The 19,703-nt window shown below is 37.5% G+C and carries 13 protein-coding genes; 9 read left to right on the top strand and 4 right to left on the bottom strand.

The features are described 5' to 3' along the window. From E7480_01775 to fsa, 6 genes are all read left to right on the top strand, one after another. A partial coding sequence (locus tag E7480_01775) for an L-sorbose 1-phosphate reductase (protein MBE6903318.1) occupies positions 1–824 on the top strand: 824 nt, incomplete at its 5' end. Positions 825–918: 94 nt separating this feature from the next. Next, positions 919–2,283, top strand: coding sequence for a 2-oxo acid dehydrogenase subunit E2 (locus E7480_01780; GenBank protein ID MBE6903319.1), 1,365 nt, complete (start codon positions 919–921; stop codon positions 2,281–2,283). A gap of 18 nt (positions 2,284–2,301) precedes the next feature. Next, positions 2,302–3,672 (top strand): dihydrolipoyl dehydrogenase, encoded by a 1,371-nt coding sequence (gene lpdA, locus E7480_01785; protein MBE6903320.1) that lies wholly within the window; start codon positions 2,302–2,304, stop codon positions 3,670–3,672. A 47-nt stretch (positions 3,673–3,719) separates the two neighbouring features. Further along, positions 3,720–6,197 (top strand): dehydrogenase, encoded by a 2,478-nt coding sequence (locus tag E7480_01790; GenBank protein ID MBE6903321.1) that lies wholly within the window; start codon positions 3,720–3,722, stop codon positions 6,195–6,197. 124 nt (positions 6,198–6,321) lie between these two features. Next, the gene (locus tag E7480_01795; GenBank protein ID MBE6903322.1) at positions 6,322–7,302 is read left to right on the top strand and encodes a lipoate--protein ligase; all 981 of its coding nucleotides are present in this window, start codon (positions 6,322–6,324) and stop codon (positions 7,300–7,302) included. Positions 7,303–7,321: 19 nt separating this feature from the next. Continuing rightward, positions 7,322–7,972, top strand: coding sequence for a fructose-6-phosphate aldolase (gene fsa / locus E7480_01800; protein MBE6903323.1), 651 nt, complete (start codon positions 7,322–7,324; stop codon positions 7,970–7,972). 28 nt (positions 7,973–8,000) lie between these two features. Here fsa and addA read toward each other — a convergent pair whose 3' ends face one another. From addA to E7480_01815, 3 genes are read right to left on the bottom strand one after another with little or no spacing between them, the layout of a single operon-like run. Further along, positions 8,001–11,537, bottom strand: a complete 3,537-nt coding sequence (gene addA, locus E7480_01805) for a helicase-exonuclease AddAB subunit AddA (GenBank protein ID MBE6903324.1) — start codon at positions 11,535–11,537, stop codon at positions 8,001–8,003. After that, on the bottom strand, positions 11,515–14,862 hold the full coding sequence (locus tag E7480_01810) for a hypothetical protein (protein MBE6903325.1): 3,348 nt from the start codon (positions 14,860–14,862) through the stop codon (positions 11,515–11,517). The genes addA and E7480_01810 overlap by 23 nt, the downstream gene beginning before the upstream one ends. A gap of 16 nt (positions 14,863–14,878) precedes the next feature. Continuing rightward, positions 14,879–15,859 carry a D-alanyl-D-alanine carboxypeptidase family protein gene (locus tag E7480_01815; protein MBE6903326.1) on the bottom strand — a complete coding sequence of 327 codons (981 nt, stop codon included), beginning with the start codon at positions 15,857–15,859 and terminating at the stop codon, positions 14,879–14,881. A 118-nt stretch (positions 15,860–15,977) separates the two neighbouring features. On the opposite strand from E7480_01815, the gene E7480_01820 reads away from it, so the two are divergent. Both E7480_01820 and mnmA read left to right on the top strand, forming a co-directional pair. Continuing rightward, the gene (locus E7480_01820) at positions 15,978–17,087 is read left to right on the top strand and encodes a class I SAM-dependent RNA methyltransferase (GenBank protein ID MBE6903327.1); all 1,110 of its coding nucleotides are present in this window, start codon (positions 15,978–15,980) and stop codon (positions 17,085–17,087) included. 13 nt (positions 17,088–17,100) lie between these two features. Then, a complete protein-coding gene (gene mnmA, locus E7480_01825; protein ID MBE6903328.1) occupies positions 17,101–18,132 on the top strand; it encodes a tRNA 2-thiouridine(34) synthase MnmA in 1,032 nt (343 codons plus the stop codon). Here the strand turns inward: mnmA and E7480_01830 are convergent. After that, positions 18,119–19,237, bottom strand: a complete 1,119-nt coding sequence (locus E7480_01830; GenBank protein MBE6903329.1) for a D-alanyl-D-alanine carboxypeptidase — start codon at positions 19,235–19,237, stop codon at positions 18,119–18,121. The genes mnmA and E7480_01830 overlap by 14 nt on opposite strands. Before the next feature lie 180 nt (positions 19,238–19,417). Here E7480_01830 and E7480_01835 point away from each other — a divergent pair, with 180 nt between their 5' ends. Next, complete coding sequence (locus tag E7480_01835) at positions 19,418–19,600, top strand: hypothetical protein (GenBank protein MBE6903330.1); 183 nt, start codon at positions 19,418–19,420, stop codon at positions 19,598–19,600. The last annotated feature ends 103 nt before the right edge of the window (positions 19,601–19,703 follow it).

Raw genomic sequence — 19,703 nt, forward strand, 5'->3', positions numbered from 1 at the left:
AGCCTATGTCCTGTATCGTTGGCGGTTTCCATGTAAACTACCACACCGAAGCAGGTAAATACGTTCACAACATGGGAATTGTTGAAGGCGGAAATATGGCTATCCTTGCAGGTGTTGGTCCTATGGGCTTAGGTGCTATAGACTATGCTATCCACTGTGACAGAAAGCCTAAATTTATTGCAGTTACAGATATCGACAATGCTCGTATTGAGAGAGCAAAACAGCTTCTTCCCGAGTCCGAAGCTAAGAAAAACGGTGTTGAGCTTGTTTATGTAAATACAAACGAGGTTGAAAATCCCGTTGAGTATCTTAAATCATTAGTTAACGGCGAAGGCTACAACGATGTTTATGTATACGCTCCCGTTGCTCCTGTTGTTGAGATGGGCGATGCTCTTTTAGCTATGGACGGTTGTCTTAACTTCTTTGCAGGTCCTACAAACCCTGCTTTCTCAGCAAACTTCAATTTCTATAACGTTCACTACAGCTTCACACATATTGCCGGCAACACAGGCGGTAACACCGATGATATGAGAGAATCTATCAGAATGATGGAGCAAGGCATTATCAATCCTGCTGCTATGATTACTCACATCGGCGGTCTTGACTGTGCAAAGGAAGCTACTCTTAACCTTCCCAAAATTCCCGGCGGTAAGAAGCTTATCTACACTCAAATTTCTTTACCTTTAACTGCTATTGCAGATTTCGAAGAAAAAGGTAAAACAGATCCTATGTTTGCAGAGCTTGATAAAATTGTTAAGAAAGCAAACGGCTTATGGTGTGCAGAGGCTGAGAAATATCTTCTTGCAAATGCAAAAGCACTTTAATTTCGGTAATTATGTTTGTCAAAGCGCTGAAAAGCGTTTTGACAAACTAAAATAATTATAATTTTGATATCTTATTTGAAAGGAATGTTAACATATGGCATCATTAGTTTTAATGCCTAAGGTTGGTATTACAGTTGAAAGCTGTATTATCACAAAGTGGCACAAGCAAAAAGGCGATGAAGTCAAAGCCGGCGAAATCCTCTTCTCTTATGAGACAGACAAAGCTTCTGTTGATGAAGAAGCAGTTGAATCCGGTATCTTACTTGACATTTTCGCTGTTGAGGGCGACGATGTTCCCTGTCTTGAAGGAATTGCCGTTATAGGTAATGCAGGCGAGGATTATTCAGCTCTTGTTCCCAAGAAAGAAGGAGACGCTCCTGCTGAAGCTCCTGCAGCTCCCGCAGTTGAAGAGGCTCCCAAGGCAGCTCCCGCAGCTCCTGTTGCTCCTGCAGCTCCCGTTGCAGCAACAGTAGTAAACGAAGGCTTTATTAAGATTTCTCCTCGTGCAAAAGCTTTAGCTGCTAAAAAAGGTGTTGATGTAAGAGTTGTTGCTCCTACAGGCCCCTACGGAAGAATTATTGAAAGAGATATTCAGGCTGCTATTGACAACGGTCTTGTTATGACAGGCGCTGCTTTGGCTACAGGTCAGAGCGCTGCAGGTATTACAGGTACAGGCGTTGGCGGCAGAGTTACTATTGAAGACCTTACAACAAGAGAGGTTCCCGCAGCTGTTGCTCCTGCAGCTGTTGCAGCTGATGACAAGGGCGAGGTTGAGGTTGTTAAGTTTACCAATATCCGTAAGGTTATTGCTAAATCAATGCTTAACTCTCTTTCAAGTATGGCTCAGCTTACAAACAGCAGCTCTTTCGATGCTACAAACATAATGAATTACAGAAAAATGCTTAAGGCTACTGACGAAGAGTTAGGTCTTCAGAAGATTACCCTTAATGACATTATGCTTTATGCTGTTTCAAGAACAATCAAAAACCATAAAGATTTAAATGCTTTACTCATCAATGATGAAATGCATTACTACAAGAGTGTTCACTTAGGTATCGCTGTTGATACTCCCAGAGGACTTCTTGTTCCCACACTTTTCAACGCTGATAAGATGTCCCTTGCTGAAATTTCAGTAAAGGCAAAAGCTCTTATCAAAGAAGCTCAGTCCGGAAGCATTTCTCCTGACCTTCTTACAGGCGCTACATTTACCATTACAAATCTCGGCTCTCTCGGCGTAGAAAGCTTTACTCCTGTTATCAATCCTCCTCAAACAGGTATTCTCGGCGTTTGCTCAATAGTTGAGAAACCCAAGATGGTTGACGGACAGATTAAGCTTTATCCTTCAATGGGTCTTTCTCTTACCTACGACCACAGAGCTGTTGACGGTGCTCCTGCTGCTCGTTTCATTCAAGAGCTTAAGAAAAACCTTGAAAACTTTACAGCTCTTTTAGCTCTTTAATTGAAAGGAGAGTATATAATGGAAACTTTTGATTTAATCGTTCTCGGTGGCGGTCCTGCAGGCTATCTTGCAGGTGAGCGCGCAGGTCACGCAGGACTTAAAACTCTTGTAATTGAAAAACGTGCTTTGGGCGGTGTATGTCTTAACGAAGGTTGCGTTCCTTCAAAATCACTGCTTTACAGCGCAAAGATTTTTGACTATTGCAACGGTCACGGTGAAAAATACGGTGTTACCGCTGAAAATGCAAAAATCGACCAAAAGAAAGTAATTGCAAGAAAGAATAAAGTTGTTGCAACACTCGTTGGCGGTGTTGGAATGCAGCTTAAGAAAAACCACGTTACAGTTGAAATGGGAGAGGGTCAAATCCTCGGCAAAACAGCTGAAGGCTTTAAGCTTAAGGTAAACGATAAAGAGTTTATCGGTAAAAAGCTTATCATAGCTACAGGCTCTGAGCCTGTTCTTCCCCCTATTCCCGGTCTTATGGAAGCATACAAATCCGGCTTCGGACTTACAAACAGAGAAGTTCTCGACCTTGAAGTTATCCCCGAAAACTTTGTTGTTATCGGCGGCGGTGTTATAGGTCTTGAAATGGCTTCTTACTTTAATTCCGTAGGAAGCAAAGTAACTGTTATCGAAATGCTTGACCATATTGCAGGTAATACCGACAGAGAAATTTCCTCTATCCTTCAAAAGAACTATGAGAAAAAAGGAATTACCTTTAAGCTTTCCTGTAAGGTTACTTCAATCGGTACAGACAGCGTTGAGTACGAAGAAAACGGCGAGAAGAAAACAGTTAAAGCTGATAAGGTTCTTCTTTCCATCGGCAGACGTCCTGTTACAAAGGGCTTCGGTCTTGAAACTCTTAACGTTGAAATGGACAGAGCTGCTATCAAGACAGACGACCAGGGCAGAACAAACATTTCCGGTCTTTATGCTACAGGTGACGTAAACGGTGTTCTTATGCTTGCTCATACAGCTTACCGTGAAAGTGAAGTTGCTATAAACAACATAACAGGCAAGAAGGATATTATGCGTTACAACGCTATCCCCTCTGTTATCTACACAAACCCTGAGGTTGCTTCTGTAGGTATGACTGAAGAAGCTGCAAAAGCTAAAGGCTACGAAGTTAAAACAGTTACTACAAGTATGATGTTCTCAGGCAGATATGTTGCTGAAAATGAGGGCGGAGACGGCATCTGCAAGCTTGTTGTTGATACAAAGAACAACAGACTTTTAGGTGTTCATATGATAGGTAACTATTCCTCTGAAATTATTTACGGCGCTGCTATGATGATTGAAACCGAAATGAAGATTGATGATATCAAAGAGCTTGTGTTCCCTCATCCTACAGTTTGTGAAATTATCAGAGAAGCTTTGTTTATGATATAACGATTAAAATTTTATTTTAAAATAAAAAAATTAAAGGAGAAATTAAAATGCCAAAGAGTCAACACGTGTCTTATGACAAAATGTTTGAATCAAGAAAAATTACTTTTGCTGAAATTCCTGTTTGTCAGTACAAAAAGACAATTAAGGAAGAGATGAAAGAAGGCAACTACACAAAAGAGGACCTTCTTGGAATTTATGCTGATATGCTTGCTATCCGTGAGTTTGAAGAAATGCTTCAGACAATCAAGAAGGAAGCTAACTACAACGGCAAAAACTTCACATATCCCGGTCCTTCTCACCTTGCTATCGGCGAAGAAGCTACTGCTGTAGGTCAGGCTTACTGCCTCGACGAAAACGACTTTATTTTCGGTACTCACAGAAGCCATCACGAAGTTATCGCAAAAGGTCTTTCTGCTATTAAGAAGCTTTCTGATAAGAAGCTTACCGAAATTATGAAGGGCGTTCAGGGCGGCAGAATTTATGATTTAATCAAATCAAAATCAACTGCTAAAACAACAAAAGCTCTTGCAAAGGATTTCTTCCTTTATGGCCTTATGGCTGAGCTTTTTGCTAAGGATAACGGCTTCTCAAGAGGTTTGGGCGGATCAATGCACGCATTCTTCCTTCCCTTCGGTATTTTCCCCAACAACGCTATCGTTGGTGGCTCTGCTCCTGTAGGTACAGGTGTTGCTTTGTTTAAGAAAGTTAACAAGAAGAAGGGTATCGTTGTTGCTAACGCAGGTGACGGTGCTGCTGCAAGAGGTCCTGTTTACGAGTCAATGAACTTTGCTAATATGGACCAGTTAAGACAGCTTTGGGATAAAGACCACAACGGAGGACTTCCCATTATCTTCAACTTCAACAATAACAGCTACGGTATGGGTGGTCAGACCAGAGGCGAAACAATGGCTTACGGCGACCTTGCTCGTCTTGGCGCTATGGCTGAGAACGGCATGAACGCTGAAAGAGTAGACGGTTGGAATCCTCTTGCTCTTATTGATTGCTACAAGAGAAAGAAGGCTCTTCTTGCTAAGGGTAAGGGTCCTGTTCTTCTTGACGTTGTTACCTATCGTCTTTCCGGTCACTCCACTTCTGACGTTATGACTTACAGAACCAAGGAAGAGCTTGAAGAGTGGAAAGAGTACGATCCTATCGTTAAGTTCCCTGAGTCTCTTCTTAAAGCTAAGGTTGCTACAGAAGCTGAGCTTCAGGCAGTAAGAGATGAAGTTGCTGCTCGTAACAGAGCTATGTTTGAGCTTGCTTCTGACCTTGAAATTTCACCTTATACAGATTACGAAGCTAACCCCAACTTCCTTGAAGACCTTATGTTCTCCAACGAGAAAGTTGAAAAGATGGAAGACAGAGCTTGCGACGTTCTTATTCCTAACAAGGCTGACAATCCCCAGCTTCAGAAAATTGCTCTTAAGGCTCGTTTTGGTCTTGACGCTAACGGCAAGCCTTATTCCAAAGCAAAAGCTTACAACATTCGTGACGGTATCTTCGAGGCTATTCTTGACAAATACTATGTTGATCCTACCCTTATTGCATACGGTGAGGACGTAAGAGACTGGAACGGTGCTTTCTCCGTTTACAGAGGACTTACAGAAGCTATCCCCTATCACAGACTATTCAACTCTCCTATCGCTGAGTCCGCTATCGTTGGTACAGCTGTTGGCTACGGTATGGCAGGCGGTCGTGCTATCGTTGAGCTTATGTATGCTGACTTTATCGGCTGCGCAGGCGACGAAATCTTCAATCAGTTAGCTAAATGGCAGGCTATGAGTGCTGACGGTCTTAAGATGCCCGTTGTTCTTCGTGTTTCCGTTGGTTCTAAATACGGTGCACAGCACTCTCAGGACTGGACTGCTCTTTGCGCACATATCCCCGGACTTAAGGTTGTATTCCCTGTTACTCCTTACGATGCTAAGGGTCTTATGACCTCCGCTCTTAACGGAACTGACCCCGTTGTATTCTTCGAGAGCCAGAGAATTTACGATATGGGCGAGCTCTTCCACAAGGAAGGCGTTCCCGAGGGCAACTATGAAATCGAAATCGGCGAGCCCGACATCAAGAAAGAGGGTAAAGATATCACTATCCTTACAATCGGTGCTACTCTTTACCGTGCTATTGATGCAGCTAAGGAATTAGAAGAGAAATACGGTATTTCCGCTGAAATCATTGACGCTCGCAGCGTTGTTCCTTTCAACTATGAAAAGGTTATCGAGTCTGTTAAGAAGACAGGTAAGATTCTTCTTACTTCCGACGCTGTTGGCCGTGGTTCTATCCTTAACGATATGGCTCGCAACATCACAGAGCTTGCATTTGATTATCTTGATGCTCCTCCTGCAATCGTTGCTTCTGAAAACTGGATTACTCCTGCTTTCGAGTACGATGCTCAGTTCTTCCCGCAGCCTTCTTGGATTTTAGATGCAATCAATGAAAAGCTTATTCCTCTTGCAGGACACGTAAGCACAAAGAACTATACTCCTAATGAGCAGCTCAGAAAGGCTAAGAAGGGCGTTTAATCTTAAATTTCCTCTTTACGCTTAACATTTAATTTTGAGCAGAGCCCAATCCATTTTGTTGGGTTGGGCTCTGCTTTATAAGTATTTAATTGCTTTTGTTTTTAAAAGGAAAGGTTTTCTTGCTATGCTTTTGATTAAAAACGACAATACAGATCCTGCATTTAATCTTGCCTGTGAAGAATATCTACTCTGCACTGTAAAGGAACCTACCTTTACTCTATGGCAAAACAAGCGCAGTATAATTGTCGGAAAAAATCAAAACACCTTGAATGAGATTGATTTACAGTATGTCAAAGAAAATGACATTTCGGTAATACGCCGTTTAACAGGCGGCGGCGCAGTATTTCATGATTTAGGAAATATAAATTATACTTATATTGAGCCTTCTCAATCGGGTAATTTTAATAACTATTCTTATTTTACAAATGACCTTATTGATTATCTCAAAACCTTAAACGTTAATGCTGAGCTTTCCGGCAGAAACGACCTTCTCATTGACGGTAAGAAATTTTGCGGTAATGCCCAATGCATAAAAAACAACAATATTATGCACCACGGCTGTATTCTATACAGCGCTGACCTTTCTACACTTACCAATGCCCTCAAAGTAAATCCCGCTAAAATTCAGAGCAAGGGCATTAAATCTGTCAGTTCACGTGTTACAAATGTTATCGACCATATGAAAAACAAGCTTTCAGCATTTGATTTTCTTAACGGTTTCGAAAGCTTTGTAGCACAGAGACACGGATACACACCTATTTATCTTTCTGAAGCTGAAAAAGCAGAGATTCAAGCTTTAGCTGATTCAAAATACAGCTCTTGGGACTGGAATTTCGGTAATTCTCCCGATTATAATTTTAAAGCTTGTAAAAAATTCGATTTCGGACTTATAGAAATTTATCTTGAAATTGAAAACGGTATCATAACAAAAGCTAAAATCGGAGGAGATTTTTTCGGTAAAAAAGATATTTTTATTATCGAAAATGAAATTATAGGTAAAAAACACGCTATAAATGAATTGACAAAAGCATTAGAAAAGTATAAAATAGACGAGTATATAAGCGGTTGTTCAAACGCAACGCTTTTAACACTACTAATAAATTAAAAACAAGGAGATTTTTAAAATGAGATTATTTATCGACACAGCTAACATTGAAGAAATCAAAACAGCTAACGCTTTAGGAGTTATTTCCGGCGTAACAACTAACCCCTCCATCATCGCAAGAGAAGGCAAAAAATATGAGTCTGCTATCGACGATATAACAGAAATAATGACAGACGGTTATATCTTTGCTGAGGTTACTGCTCTTGATGCTCCTACAATGGTTGAAGAAGGCAAGAAGCTTGCTTCTCTTAACGACAGAATGATTATCAAAATCCCTATGTGTGAAGAAGGTCTTAAGGCTTGTAAGGCTCTTTCTAAGGAAGGCATCAGAGTATGTATTACTCTTATGTTCTCTGAATCTCAGGCTATTCTTGCTGCTAACGCAGGTGCTTCCTTCGTTGCTCCTTTCGTAGGCAGAGTTGACGATATCGGTTGGGACGGACTTTCTTTAGTTTCCGGCATCCGTGAAATCTTTGATGCTCAGGGTATTGATGTTCAAATCGTTGCTGCTTCAACACGTCATCCCGTACACATCAACGAGCTTGCTAAATGCGGCTGTGATATCGCAACAGTTCCCTTCAAGATCATTATGCAGATGATCAATCATCCTCTTTCCAAGTCTGGTCTTGAAAAGTTTATGCAGGACCTTGCAACTCTTCCCAAGGCATAATTAAATATCAAATTAAAAGAAGTAGGGCTTATAGCTCTACTTCTTCTGATTTATCAATTGAATATATTATGCATTTGGTAACTTTTTTATTAAGTAACATTTCCAATGCGTATTTATAATATTTCAGTTGAATTGAATATTTTTCAGACAGCTCTTCTTTTGCAGAGCTGTTTTTTATTTTGTCGGATTTATAATCCACTATATATACCTCTTCACCCTTTTGGAAGAAGCAGTCTATTACACCTTGCAAAAGCACTGTTTCTTCTGTATCTTGAATAGTGGCATCGTATTCGCTTACAGGAAGAGGCGCTGTAAATCTATATTCCCTTTCAAGTGTATCGGCACTCAGCATTTTTTTATAAATATTACTGCTTAGAAAATCCATTATTTTATTTTTATCTATAGCTTCTTTTTCAATATCGTCTATTATATTTTTAAAATAAAGCTCTTCTATTTCTTTTTCTAAGCTTTGTATGCTATCATATTCCTTCAAGGGCAAATATTGAAGCACTCTATGAATTGCAGTACCTTTAGCTGCTGCTTGTATCTTCTTTTTTATTTCAAAATCGGGAATTCTAAATAAAGTATTTTTAAGCAATTTTTCGCTATCCTCATCGTTTTGCCTTGTTCCCTTAAGTTCAGAAACGCTTACCTTTATAGGAACCTTAGAAAGCTGTTCATAAGGATACTTATACTCGAGCCTTCGAGAAAGCTCTGAAACTACCTGAAACTTTTCTTGGCTCTTAACCTGTTCCTCAGCATATTCTTCTTTTATCTGGTCTACGTCTATTGAGTAAGCAATAAAATCAATACTGCTTTGATTTACTCCCTGCTCCCCTATTTTGTCAAGCAAACGCTGACTCTTTTTATCTCTTATAACAGCGGGCAAAATCCAATCAAAATAATTGCTTGCCCCTCTTATCTGAGTTAAGTCCATTCCGTTTTCACTGTTGTCGTAATGTTCCTTTAGTTTTTTTTCTGCGTTTTGTAAGGAGCCTACGACAATCAATTTTTCTCTTGCTCTTGTAAGTGCTACGTATAAAATTCTTTGTTCTTCAGCCAAGAGCTCATCTGCTTTTATTGTTTTAATAGTTTGCCTGGGAAGAGTTGTGTATTTAGTTACCAAAGAAGTATCTACCAAATAAAAGCCGAAGCCGTAATCCTTATGATATTGAAAAGGCTTATTTAAATCCTTGGTATTGAATTTTTTGCCCGCATCGGCAATTATACATACAGGATATTCCAAGCCCTTGGATTTATGAATAGTAGATACCATAACGCAATCGGTTTCAGGGGAAGGCTTTACCCCTGCCATATCGCTTTTTTTATCTTCAATCAGCCTGTCAATAAAGCTTATAAATCCGTAAAGGCCTTTAGCCCCATTTGCCTCATACAGCTTCGCCTGACGCAAAAGCTGATTTAAATTGTTTTGACGAATTTCTCCGCCTTCCATTCCGCCAAAAAGAGAAAAAATACCTGTTTCTGAATAAATTTGTGATAAAAGGCGGTAAACCGGAACCTGTCTTGACAGCTTTCTGAAACGTTCAATTGCCAAAAGAAAGCTTTTTGTTTTTGCGTTTTCATCCTTCTTTACTGCTTTAAAAAATACAGCATTAGGCTCAAGCACTCTGATTGCTGCCAATTCATCAGCGCTAAAGAAAAATGCGGGAGAACGCATTGTTGATATAAGAGATATATCGTCATAAGGATTATCTATTGCACGCATTATAGAAAGAGCTGTCAATACCTCATAAGAATCAAGATAAGATTCATTTTCCTCACAATATGCGCTGATTTTATACTTTTTCAGTTTATTTATAAAAATATCTCCGTTATCCTTTGTGCTTCTTAACAGCACAGCAAAATCGCTTGGCACGGCTTTTCTTATTTGTCCTGTATTTTTATCTGTAATTTCAAAGTCTTCCGTTAGCATTTTGTTTATTTTATAAGCTACAAAGGATGCTTCTTTTTCAATTCTTGAAAGCTCCTGCTCGTCATCATCGGAATAGGCTTTATCCTTACCGTCAATAACAACTATTTCAGCACTACACAAATCAGAGGAATCAAAAGCTTTGCCCTGATAAAGCTTTTCATCCTTATTATATAAAAATCCCGCAATTTCAGGAAGCATAATTTTTTCAAAAAGCAAGTTAGTAAAGTCAAGCACTTGATAACGGCTTCTGAAATTTTTGGAAAGATTTAAGGTTGTAGAAGTACTGTCTTTTAAAAAACCTTCATTTTTTCTTTTTAAAAAGATATCAGGACAAGCGTTTCTGAAGCCGTAAATGCTTTGCTTAACGTCGCCCACTAAAAACAGCTTCTTTGAATTGTCTGATATAGAGGTAAATATCAAGTCCTGTATCTCATTTGTATCCTGATACTCATCAATCATAATTTCGTCATACTGCTGTGAAAGATTAACTGCTAAATCAGTAGGGGTTTTGTCCTCATTTACGCAAAGCTTTAAAGCAAATTTTGAAATATCCGCAAAGGAATAAATATTTTGCTGCGTCTTCAATTCAAGCATTTTTTCTTCAAGCTCAAGCACTATATTGGAAAGTATATTTATAATAGGTACGTAGCTTTTTAAATCGTTTTTGAAGTCATTACTTTTAATATAAAAGCCCTCTATTGAGCTTAAAAACTCCTTCACGCAATTACGGTATGCTGTCATTTTAAGCTTTAAAGGATTTGAAGTAAATTTATTTTGGACTCTGTAAGCGGGAAATTTAATTGTAGTAGCCCACTTAACAAAGTCATCCCAGTTATGCGCTTTCAGGCTTTGCGCCATTTGTTCGAGAGTTTCTATTTCCTTATTTACAATTTCATATGTTTTATCATAAAGCTCGGGTTCATCGGAAAGGTTTATAAGAATATCGTTATATCCGTTTATATAAAAGCGTATTCCCTGCGAAAGATACTTTCCCATCTCCTGTCCCCATACCGTTGCTAAAAAGTCGTCTGAATAACTATAAAAGCTCTTGACTTTTTCAAACCATAGTTTTTCAAAGGGTATGGCTTCAATAAATTCACTTACCTCTGAGATAATATTCTCTATTGATACATCAGTATTTTCTTTTGAAAAAACATCTGCAAACCTTAAAAATTCTTCTTTTTCCTCTTCTCTTTCATACATTTCGTCCACAAGCTCTTGAATAAGCTTGCTTTTTAAAAGCTTTAATTCCACTTCGTCTGCAATACGAAAATCAGGAGAAATGCCAAGCAAGTGAAAGTTGTTTTTTACTAAATGGCTATAAAAGGAGTCTATTGTTGATATTTGCGCCTTTCTTATAAGTAAAGACTGTCTTTGCAAATGGCGGTTGTCGGGGTCCTGTGCCAATGCTTTTTTTATAGCCTGAGAAATTCTGTCTCTCATTTCTCTTGCGGCTTTTATTGTAAAGGTAACGATGAGCATTCGTTCAACAGAACAGCCGTTTAAAATCTTTTGAATTACTCGTTCAACAAGCACTGCCGTCTTTCCTGAGCCTGCCGCTGCATTTACAAGAATATTTCCGTCAGATATTTCAATTGCCTTTTTTTGTTCAGCTGTCCATTCCCTGCTCATCTGTCACTTCCTCCTCTCCTAAAATTTCATCCTTAGTCTTTTTTATATATGCTTTTGCCCTATTTCTTTTAGAATCATAGCCACAAATAGCCTTCATTTCACAGTATTTACACGCATCCTGCTCTTTAGTGCCTTTAATTGGGTTTATTTGAATATCGCCCTTGGTTATCTGAGAGCCTATTTTATATAGCTGATGCTCTATCTTTTGTTTAAGCTTAGAAAACTCTTCAAGAGTCGCAAGAGAAGACGAGCTTTTCTGCAAATCCCCTTCTTTTACGGGAATATACCGTTTATTCAAATCATTTTCCATAGCTCTCAGAATTTCAGCATCTGAAAGCAGCAAGCCGTTAGTACACTGCTCCTTAGTTCTCTTTTTGTCAAGCTCTTGCTCCGTTATTTCTCTTTTTACTTCAATAATATTTCTGCGAGCCGGATAATACAAAATACCTGCAGGCAAAAGCTCTGAATTGTATTTTTCTCCACCGTTTTGCCATATAGAAAACAGGTATAAAAGCATTTGTAAATTTAGTCCGTTTACTATATCCGATAAATTAAATACCTTCTTACCCGTCTTATAATCAACGACACGTATATATTTTACACCGTCTTTTTCGTATATATCTACTCTGTCTACAATTCCCGTCAGCATTATACTTCCGCCGCCGTCAAGCTCTATTGTTATAGGCTTTATCTGTGATTTTTCGTTTATAGGCAATTCAAAATCTACAGGCTTAAACTGACTTTGTATAAACTCATCTCTCAAACTGATAATGAGCGCTGTCAGCGTTTCGGAAACTTTTCGATAAATGTACTTAAATCTTGCGTTGTTCTCCGTTCCTATCTTTTCTGTGAGGTAATCCTTACATATCTTTGCGCAAAGCTTTTTAATTTGCTCATCTGAAAGCTTTTCTATTCCGCCCTCCTTAGCTGCTGTACTTACCGCAATTTCCAAAGCATTATGAACAAAAGTGCCTATCTGAGGCGCATTTAACTGCGCTCTTTGCTTTTTCTTAGCGCAAAGACCGTATTTACAAAAATATTTATAAGCACACTCTGAGTAGCTTTCAATTTTAGAAGCAGACATTCTGATATTTTTTCCAAACAGCTTCTCAATGTTTTTCTTTTCCTTAAGAAACTCGTCATTTCCAAAGCTGTTTATATTTTTCATTTGAAAATATCTGTCTGCATATTCGGGATTATTTGCAAAATATTCTTCAAGCTCAGGGATTTTTTCCTTTGATAAAGCAAGAATATCAAATGCAGGCGCCACACTTTGTATTCTTTCAGAGGTCTCTATGCTTGAAAAATCCTTTATTTTTAATGAAGGAAATGCATTTTCAATTGCTGAAATCATATAGGAAGGCATAGCTTCCTTTCCGTCAAGAGAAACTTTAAAATAGCTTACAAAGAGTTTTTCTCTTGCATAGGTTAACGCACGGTAGCATAAAAATCTTTCTTCGTATGTATAATCCTCCGTAGTTCTTGTAAGCTCGTACCCACATTCAGATAAACGTTTTCTGTCAATATCGGACAAAATACCGTCATCGGAAAAATCTTTTGGGAAAACTCCGTCATTTGCCCCCAAAACAAATACGACTTTTGGCTCATAGGCTCTTACTCTGTTTACATTAGCTATGGCTATTTCATCAAGAGATGTAGGTATTTTACCTATTGTAGTACCCGAAAAGGAAAGCTCAAGATACTCTTTAAAGCGTTCTAAGTCAATTTCATCGTCTTTTGATACATCAATCAGCTGTTCTAACAGCTCTACAAAAAGACTCCATAGCTGTTCTTGCTCCTGTGCAAGTTCAAACATTTCCCCTTCATTAAATTCCTTTGTCTGCTCATAAAGTCTTTGGGGAACATTGTATTTGCAAAGTATTTCGTATAATGCTTTTGCTATATTCAACGAGCTTTTCTCTTTTTTAACAGCGTTGCAAAACTCTTTAAGAGGGTTAATAAGAGCAAATCTTATCTTATTTACCTTTTCTAATTCTTCTTTGCCTTCCTCTGTAATCTCGGCAACAAAGCCGTCAGGATTGTATATCCAATTACCATCCTGTATCCATTTCCCGTAATTTATATTCCAAACGTAAACATATCCCTGCAAAAGACATATGTCCTCATAGTCAATATCAAGAAGACCTGATTTTAAGATAGACAATAGTCTATCTGTTTCAAAGCCGTATAAAGCTGTATTTATAATTGAGATTATAAGTATTACAAGAGGCTTAGACAAAAGCTCGCTTCTTCTGTCGTCAAAGCACGGAATATTGTGCTTTTTAAACTTTATATCTAAAATTCCCTTATAATCCTCTATATTTCGACCTATAACAAGAAAATCTCTATATCTGTAGTTTTGTTCTCTGACAAGCTCTTTTACTTTACAAGCTATAAATTCTGCCTCATCATACATATCCTTTGCCGCATATAGCTGAATATCCGAAATATTCATATCAGAGCTTTTAGTTGTAAATATATTTTTCTCAAGCTCCAATATTTCCCGGGAAATCTTCTCATCTTCTTTAAGAATAACATCCTCCCCTACGGGAATTGAGTATTTTTTTGCCTGAGCTTTAAGCTTTAAGGCAAAAGCTTTGACCTCTGACAAAAGTCCGTATCCACCCTCTGTATCTTTCAGAGTATCACAGCAAAGAGCTACTCTCATATCCTTACAGCACTTCATAAGTGCCCCTGCTACCTCTATTTCCTGAGGAGTTAGAAAATCAAATTCCGAAAGAACAAATACTGTATTTTTAAAACCGTCAAAATTATCTAAAAGCTGTTGCTTCAATCTTATCAATTCAGAACTTGTATCTGTAAAGCTATTTTCCTTAACAGCGTTATAGCAGCTCATTATCATAAACAGCTCTTTTATTTTCTTTGCTGTATCTGTATTTGCTATATTTTCAAGCTTTTCTCTGTCATTTTCAAAGTCAATCCCCCACATTGTAAGCTCGTCATATAAATCTGTTAGTCTTATAATAAAATCTTTTGATTTTACAGACGAGTATATTTCCAATCTGTCCCTTACAGCGTCAAGAGCTTTTGACATTAAAATAAAACGAGCGCCGTCACTCAAAGCTTTTGGACGGCGCACTCCTGTTTTATTTGATACAATTATTTCAAGTCTTGAAAAATTACATACCTCTATTTTGGCAAGCTGAGTATTTTTGCATCTGTTAGCTATTTCTCTTTCTATTTGTGCTGTAAACTGTTCAGGCACAAGCAATATAACATCAGCATTTTCAGATGCTTTAACAGCCGCATCTACAGCAGCTCTTTCTCTTGCGGTATTATTTCTTCCCAAAATAAAGTTCAGCATTTAAAATTCCTCCGCTTTAGCTTAACTGCTTTTTAAGCTCATCTCTTTCTTTTTCAAGCATTTCAACATATTCTTCAAGACATAAATTCTTTTCCATAATTATCTTTGCGTGCTTTACGCCTACATATCTGAAATGCCACGGCTCATACATTATTCCCGTGATTTCCTCTTTTCCCTTAGGATATCTGACTATAAAGCCGTATTCTGCACAATGCTCTCTGTTCCATATATTATCCTTCATTTTCTCTATAGTTTCAGGATAAAGAGCATCTCTTGTATTTATACAAATATCTGCCGTCATTCCGTATTCGTGCTCACTTGTTCCGGGGATTGCAACTATTGTTGCCGCTACCTTTTCTGCCTCTGCACGAGAATAACCCTTATTTATATACTGCTGTACTTTATTATTATAGTTTTGAGTTTGTTTTGCGTGGCTTCTGTATGATGAAATTGTATTTGGAACATAGCCTTGCTTTTTTGCCGCTTGCAAAAATGAAAGCAAAGCATCCTTTATGCGAGGGTCTACAGTAACATTAAAGCCTTCAAATTTAAAGGTTGTAGTTTTTGCAGTAAAGCTTTCGGGTAAAGGACTTTTTGCTGATACTACTCTTAAATAGTCGCTGTTTAAATCGTCCTCAATTTCCTGAAGCCTTCCTTCAGGAGTATCGGGATACTCCTTTTGTGAAGGTGTAGTTTGCGATGAAGAGGGACTGCTTGATGATGAGGGCTTTGAGCTTGAAGCTTCAGAGCTTGAAGGCTCAGAGCTTATAACAGATGTATCGGAGCTTATTTGTTGCTCTGAAGATATGTCTGAGTGTATTTCACTGCTTTCATTGTGTATATCTGAGCTTGAATCCGAAGGTTTTTTATTCAACACATTGGAAATCGTAAGCGCTATTATAAGAATAATAACAATGCTCACAGTTGCTATTGACAAAATTAACGATATATTATTTTTATTCCTTGTTTTCATAATTGCTCCTTCACTATCTTTCATATATTATAGCTTTTATTTTAACCTATTTTCAATTAAATTTCAAGTTTTGATTGCAAATTTCCTATAATTTGATATAATACTGATTAAGTAAACAATATATTTTATTAGGAGATAAATAATGCTTGATTTTACAGCGCCCTGTCTTTTTGGACTTGAAGGAATTGTCGGTGACGAATTAAGAGCTATGAATGCTCAAAATGTACGTGTTTTTGACGGCCGTGTTATGTTTTCGGGTGATTATAATACTATGGCTATGGCTAATATACGTCTTAGATGCGCAGAAAGAGTTTTAATCAATATAGGCTCATTTAATGCAACAACCTTTGATGAGCTTTTCGAGTGCACAAAAGCTTTGCCTTGGGAAGAGTTTATTCGCAAGGATGATGCCTTTCCCGTTAAAGGACACAGCCTTAAATCAAAGCTTTTTTCAATCCCTGACTGTCAGAGTATTATAAAAAAAGCTATTGTTGAGCGTCTTAAATCCAAATACGGCTGTTCCTGGTTTAACGAAACAGGTGCTAAAAAGCAAATTCAGTTTTCAATTATGAAGGATAATGTAGTTCTTATGATAGATACTACAGGAACAGGTCTTCATAAAAGAGGCTACCGTCCCAATGCAAACGTTGCTCCTATGAGAGAAACCTTAGCTGCTGCTATTATTTCTCTTTCAAGACTTAATAAGGGCGAAATTTTGATAGATCCTTTCTGCGGTTCGGGAACTCTTCCCATTGAAGCGGCTTTATATGCCACAAGAACTGCTCCCGGACTTAACCGTCAATTTGCTGCAGAAAGCTTTAAAGAAATAAACAAAAGCATATGGCAACAGGAACGCCGTGATGCTGCAGATTTAATAAGAAAAGCCGACAATGATATATACGCCTTTGATATAGATGAAAAATGTATCGGGCTTACAATGGAAAATGCTCGCAGAGCAGGTGTAAGTCAGTATATAAAGGCAAAACAAGGCGATGTTCGCAATTTAAAAAACGCTTTTGATAAAACAGGTGTTATAGTATGTAATCCACCATACGGCGAGCGTCTTTTGGAGCAAAAGGAAGCTGAGCGGCTTTATATTGATATGGGCAAGGTTTTCAGGGATTTTGGGGGATTTCGTACCTTTGTTTTAACGTCATTTGAAGATTTCCCCAAGCTGTACGGCAAAAAAGAGTTTAAAAACCGTAAGCTGTATAACGGAATGATTAAATGTTATCTTTTTAATTTCAGATAAGAAAGTTGAGGAAATGGCTTTGGCTAAATCCGTTGTTATTGGAATTTCAGGCGGTGTGGACAGTGCAGTTTCCGCACTGTTGTTAAAGCAAGCCGGATATGATGTTTTTGGCGCTTATATTATGATGCACGAGCATTCTGCTGACGGTATTGAAGATGCCAGGGCTGTATGTAACAAAATAGATATCCCCTTTTTAACAGTTGATGCCTACGATATTTTTAAAGAAAACGTTGAAAAATATTTTTGTGATACCTATCTTAGCGGAAGAACTCCCAACCCCTGTATTTTTTGCAATCCTACCGTTAAATTCCAAATCCTTTTGGATTTTGCTCAAAAAAACAATATTGAAAATATTGCTACGGGACATTATACAGGAGTGGCTTTTGATGAGCGTTGGTATATTATTCCCTCCAACGATAAAAAGGACCAGAGTTATTTTCTTTACAGGCTTACACAGCAACAATTAAGCAAGCTTATCTTCCCTCTTTTTAACAAATCAAAAGACGAGGTCCGTCTTATTGCAAAGGAAAATGAGCTTCCTGTTTTTAATAAAAAAGATTCTCAGGAAATCTGTTTTATAAAGAACGAGCATTATACCGATTATATATTCAGAAAAACAGGAGCTTCTTCTCCAAGTGGCAGCTTCATTTTAACAAGCGGTGAAAAAGTCGGTACTCATAAGGGGATTTTGAATTACACTATAGGTCAGCGCAAAAACTTAGGTGTAGCTTTGGGAAAACCTGTATTTGTCAAAGAGATTGATGCACAAAGCAATAATATAATTTTATCCTTTGAAGACGTTACCAATTGTAAAGAAATTTATGCAAACAACCTTGTTTTTCAAAGAAAAATTATACAGGGCAAAGAAAAATACAGAGCCAAGATACGCTTTAGCGCCATATCTGAGCCCTGTACTGTTGAACGGTTGGAAGATGATTTAATTAAAATAGTTTTTGACAATTCCGTGCGTGCCGCTACAAAGGGACAATCTGCCGTTATTTACGATAATTTCGGCATTGTAGGCGGCGGAATTATATGCAATTAAAAATATCATACAAAGCTAAAATAAACCGTCTTGAAAAAGGCGGTTTTTTTGCTGCCTTTACTTCATCTTGAGTACAAAGAGGCACTTGAAAAACAAGCTTTCCTTCTTGATAATACTCTACAGCTCCAATTTGAGCTCCTTTTTCCAATGGTGCAAAAACAAAGCTTGGCAACAACACCTTAGTTTCGAAATTGTTTTCATTGTCTACAATAACAGCAGTTGCTTCTTGTGTATTAGTAACCCTTACTTTATTTTCTATACCGCCGCCCACATCAATTTCGTAGCTTAACTCATTTGGCTTTAAAAGCGTTATTCTCTGTGTTTTATCAAAGGATTCGTTAAACATATTTATATGGTCGTTCCAATCATCAGGAGCATTTAAGGTTACTGCTATAAGCGTTATTCCGTCCTTTTGAGCTGCAGAAACAAGACATCTTCCCGCTGTTTTGGTAAAGCCTGTTTTAATCCCTATACAGCTATCATAAAGGCTTAAAAGCTTATTATGGTTTACAAGAGTTCTGTTATTATCGTGAATACTTTTTGTTTTGACTATTTGGCAAAACGTTTCGTTTTCCATAGCTCTTGCTGCAATTAAAGAAAGCTCCTTTGCAGTTGTGAAATGCTCTTCATTGGGAAGTCCTGACGGATTTTTAAAATTTGTATCTTTAAGTCCTATTTCTTTTGCTTTCTCATTCATTTTATTTACAAAATTTTCTTCATTTTCGCCTAAAGTCAATGCCAAAGTATTTGCGGCATCGTTTCCCGAAACTAACATAAGACCGTAAAGAAGACTTTTTACCGATATTTTTTCATTGGCTTTTAAATACATAGATGAACCTTCTGTGTTTGCGGCTTTTTGTGGCACAGCAACAATTTTTTCAAGGTCGGGATATTCCTCAATAACTGTTAATGCTGTCATTATTTTTGTTGTACTTGCCATTTGTAAAATTTTGTTTTCGTTTTTTGCAAAAATAATTTTACGGCTTTTGGCTTCAATAACTATTGCGCTTTGCGCACTTACCTGTGTTGCAAAGCTTTTTATTGTGAAAGCATTTATTAAAATTAAAAATATTATAATTTTTAAAATTGTTTTTTTCTTTTTCAAAGCACCACCTCATTACATTAAAATATATTATTTTCTTATACTGTTTATGCTGTATTAAATTTAAAAATAGTTAAATATACCTATTTTTTTATAAGCATATATTTTTTTAAAAAGCTAAAACTATTGTTGCACGGTAACAAGTGCTTAATAATATATTTTAAAAAGAAAGGTATTAAAATTATGTCTAACAACAATCAAAATCAGAGAAATAACAATTTCAACAATAGCCAGAACAACAGCCAAAACTCAAGAAATTCCAGAACTGAATTTTCTGAAACTCAGGAATTTCCTATGCTTAAAGACAATCAAAACAAGAAGCAAAACAAAAATCAGAAAAACAAAAAGTCAAAGCAGGATTTCTAACAATATTCTATCGCACTTTTAACGTATATTAAAAAATAAGCTGAATAGACGGATAAAATATCTGACACGAGCAGACAATTATACCGTATTATTCAGCTTATTT

The sequence above is a fragment of the Oscillospiraceae bacterium genome (genome assembly GCA_015067255.1).
Taxonomy (GTDB): Bacteria; Bacillota; Clostridia; order Oscillospirales; family SIG519; genus SIG519.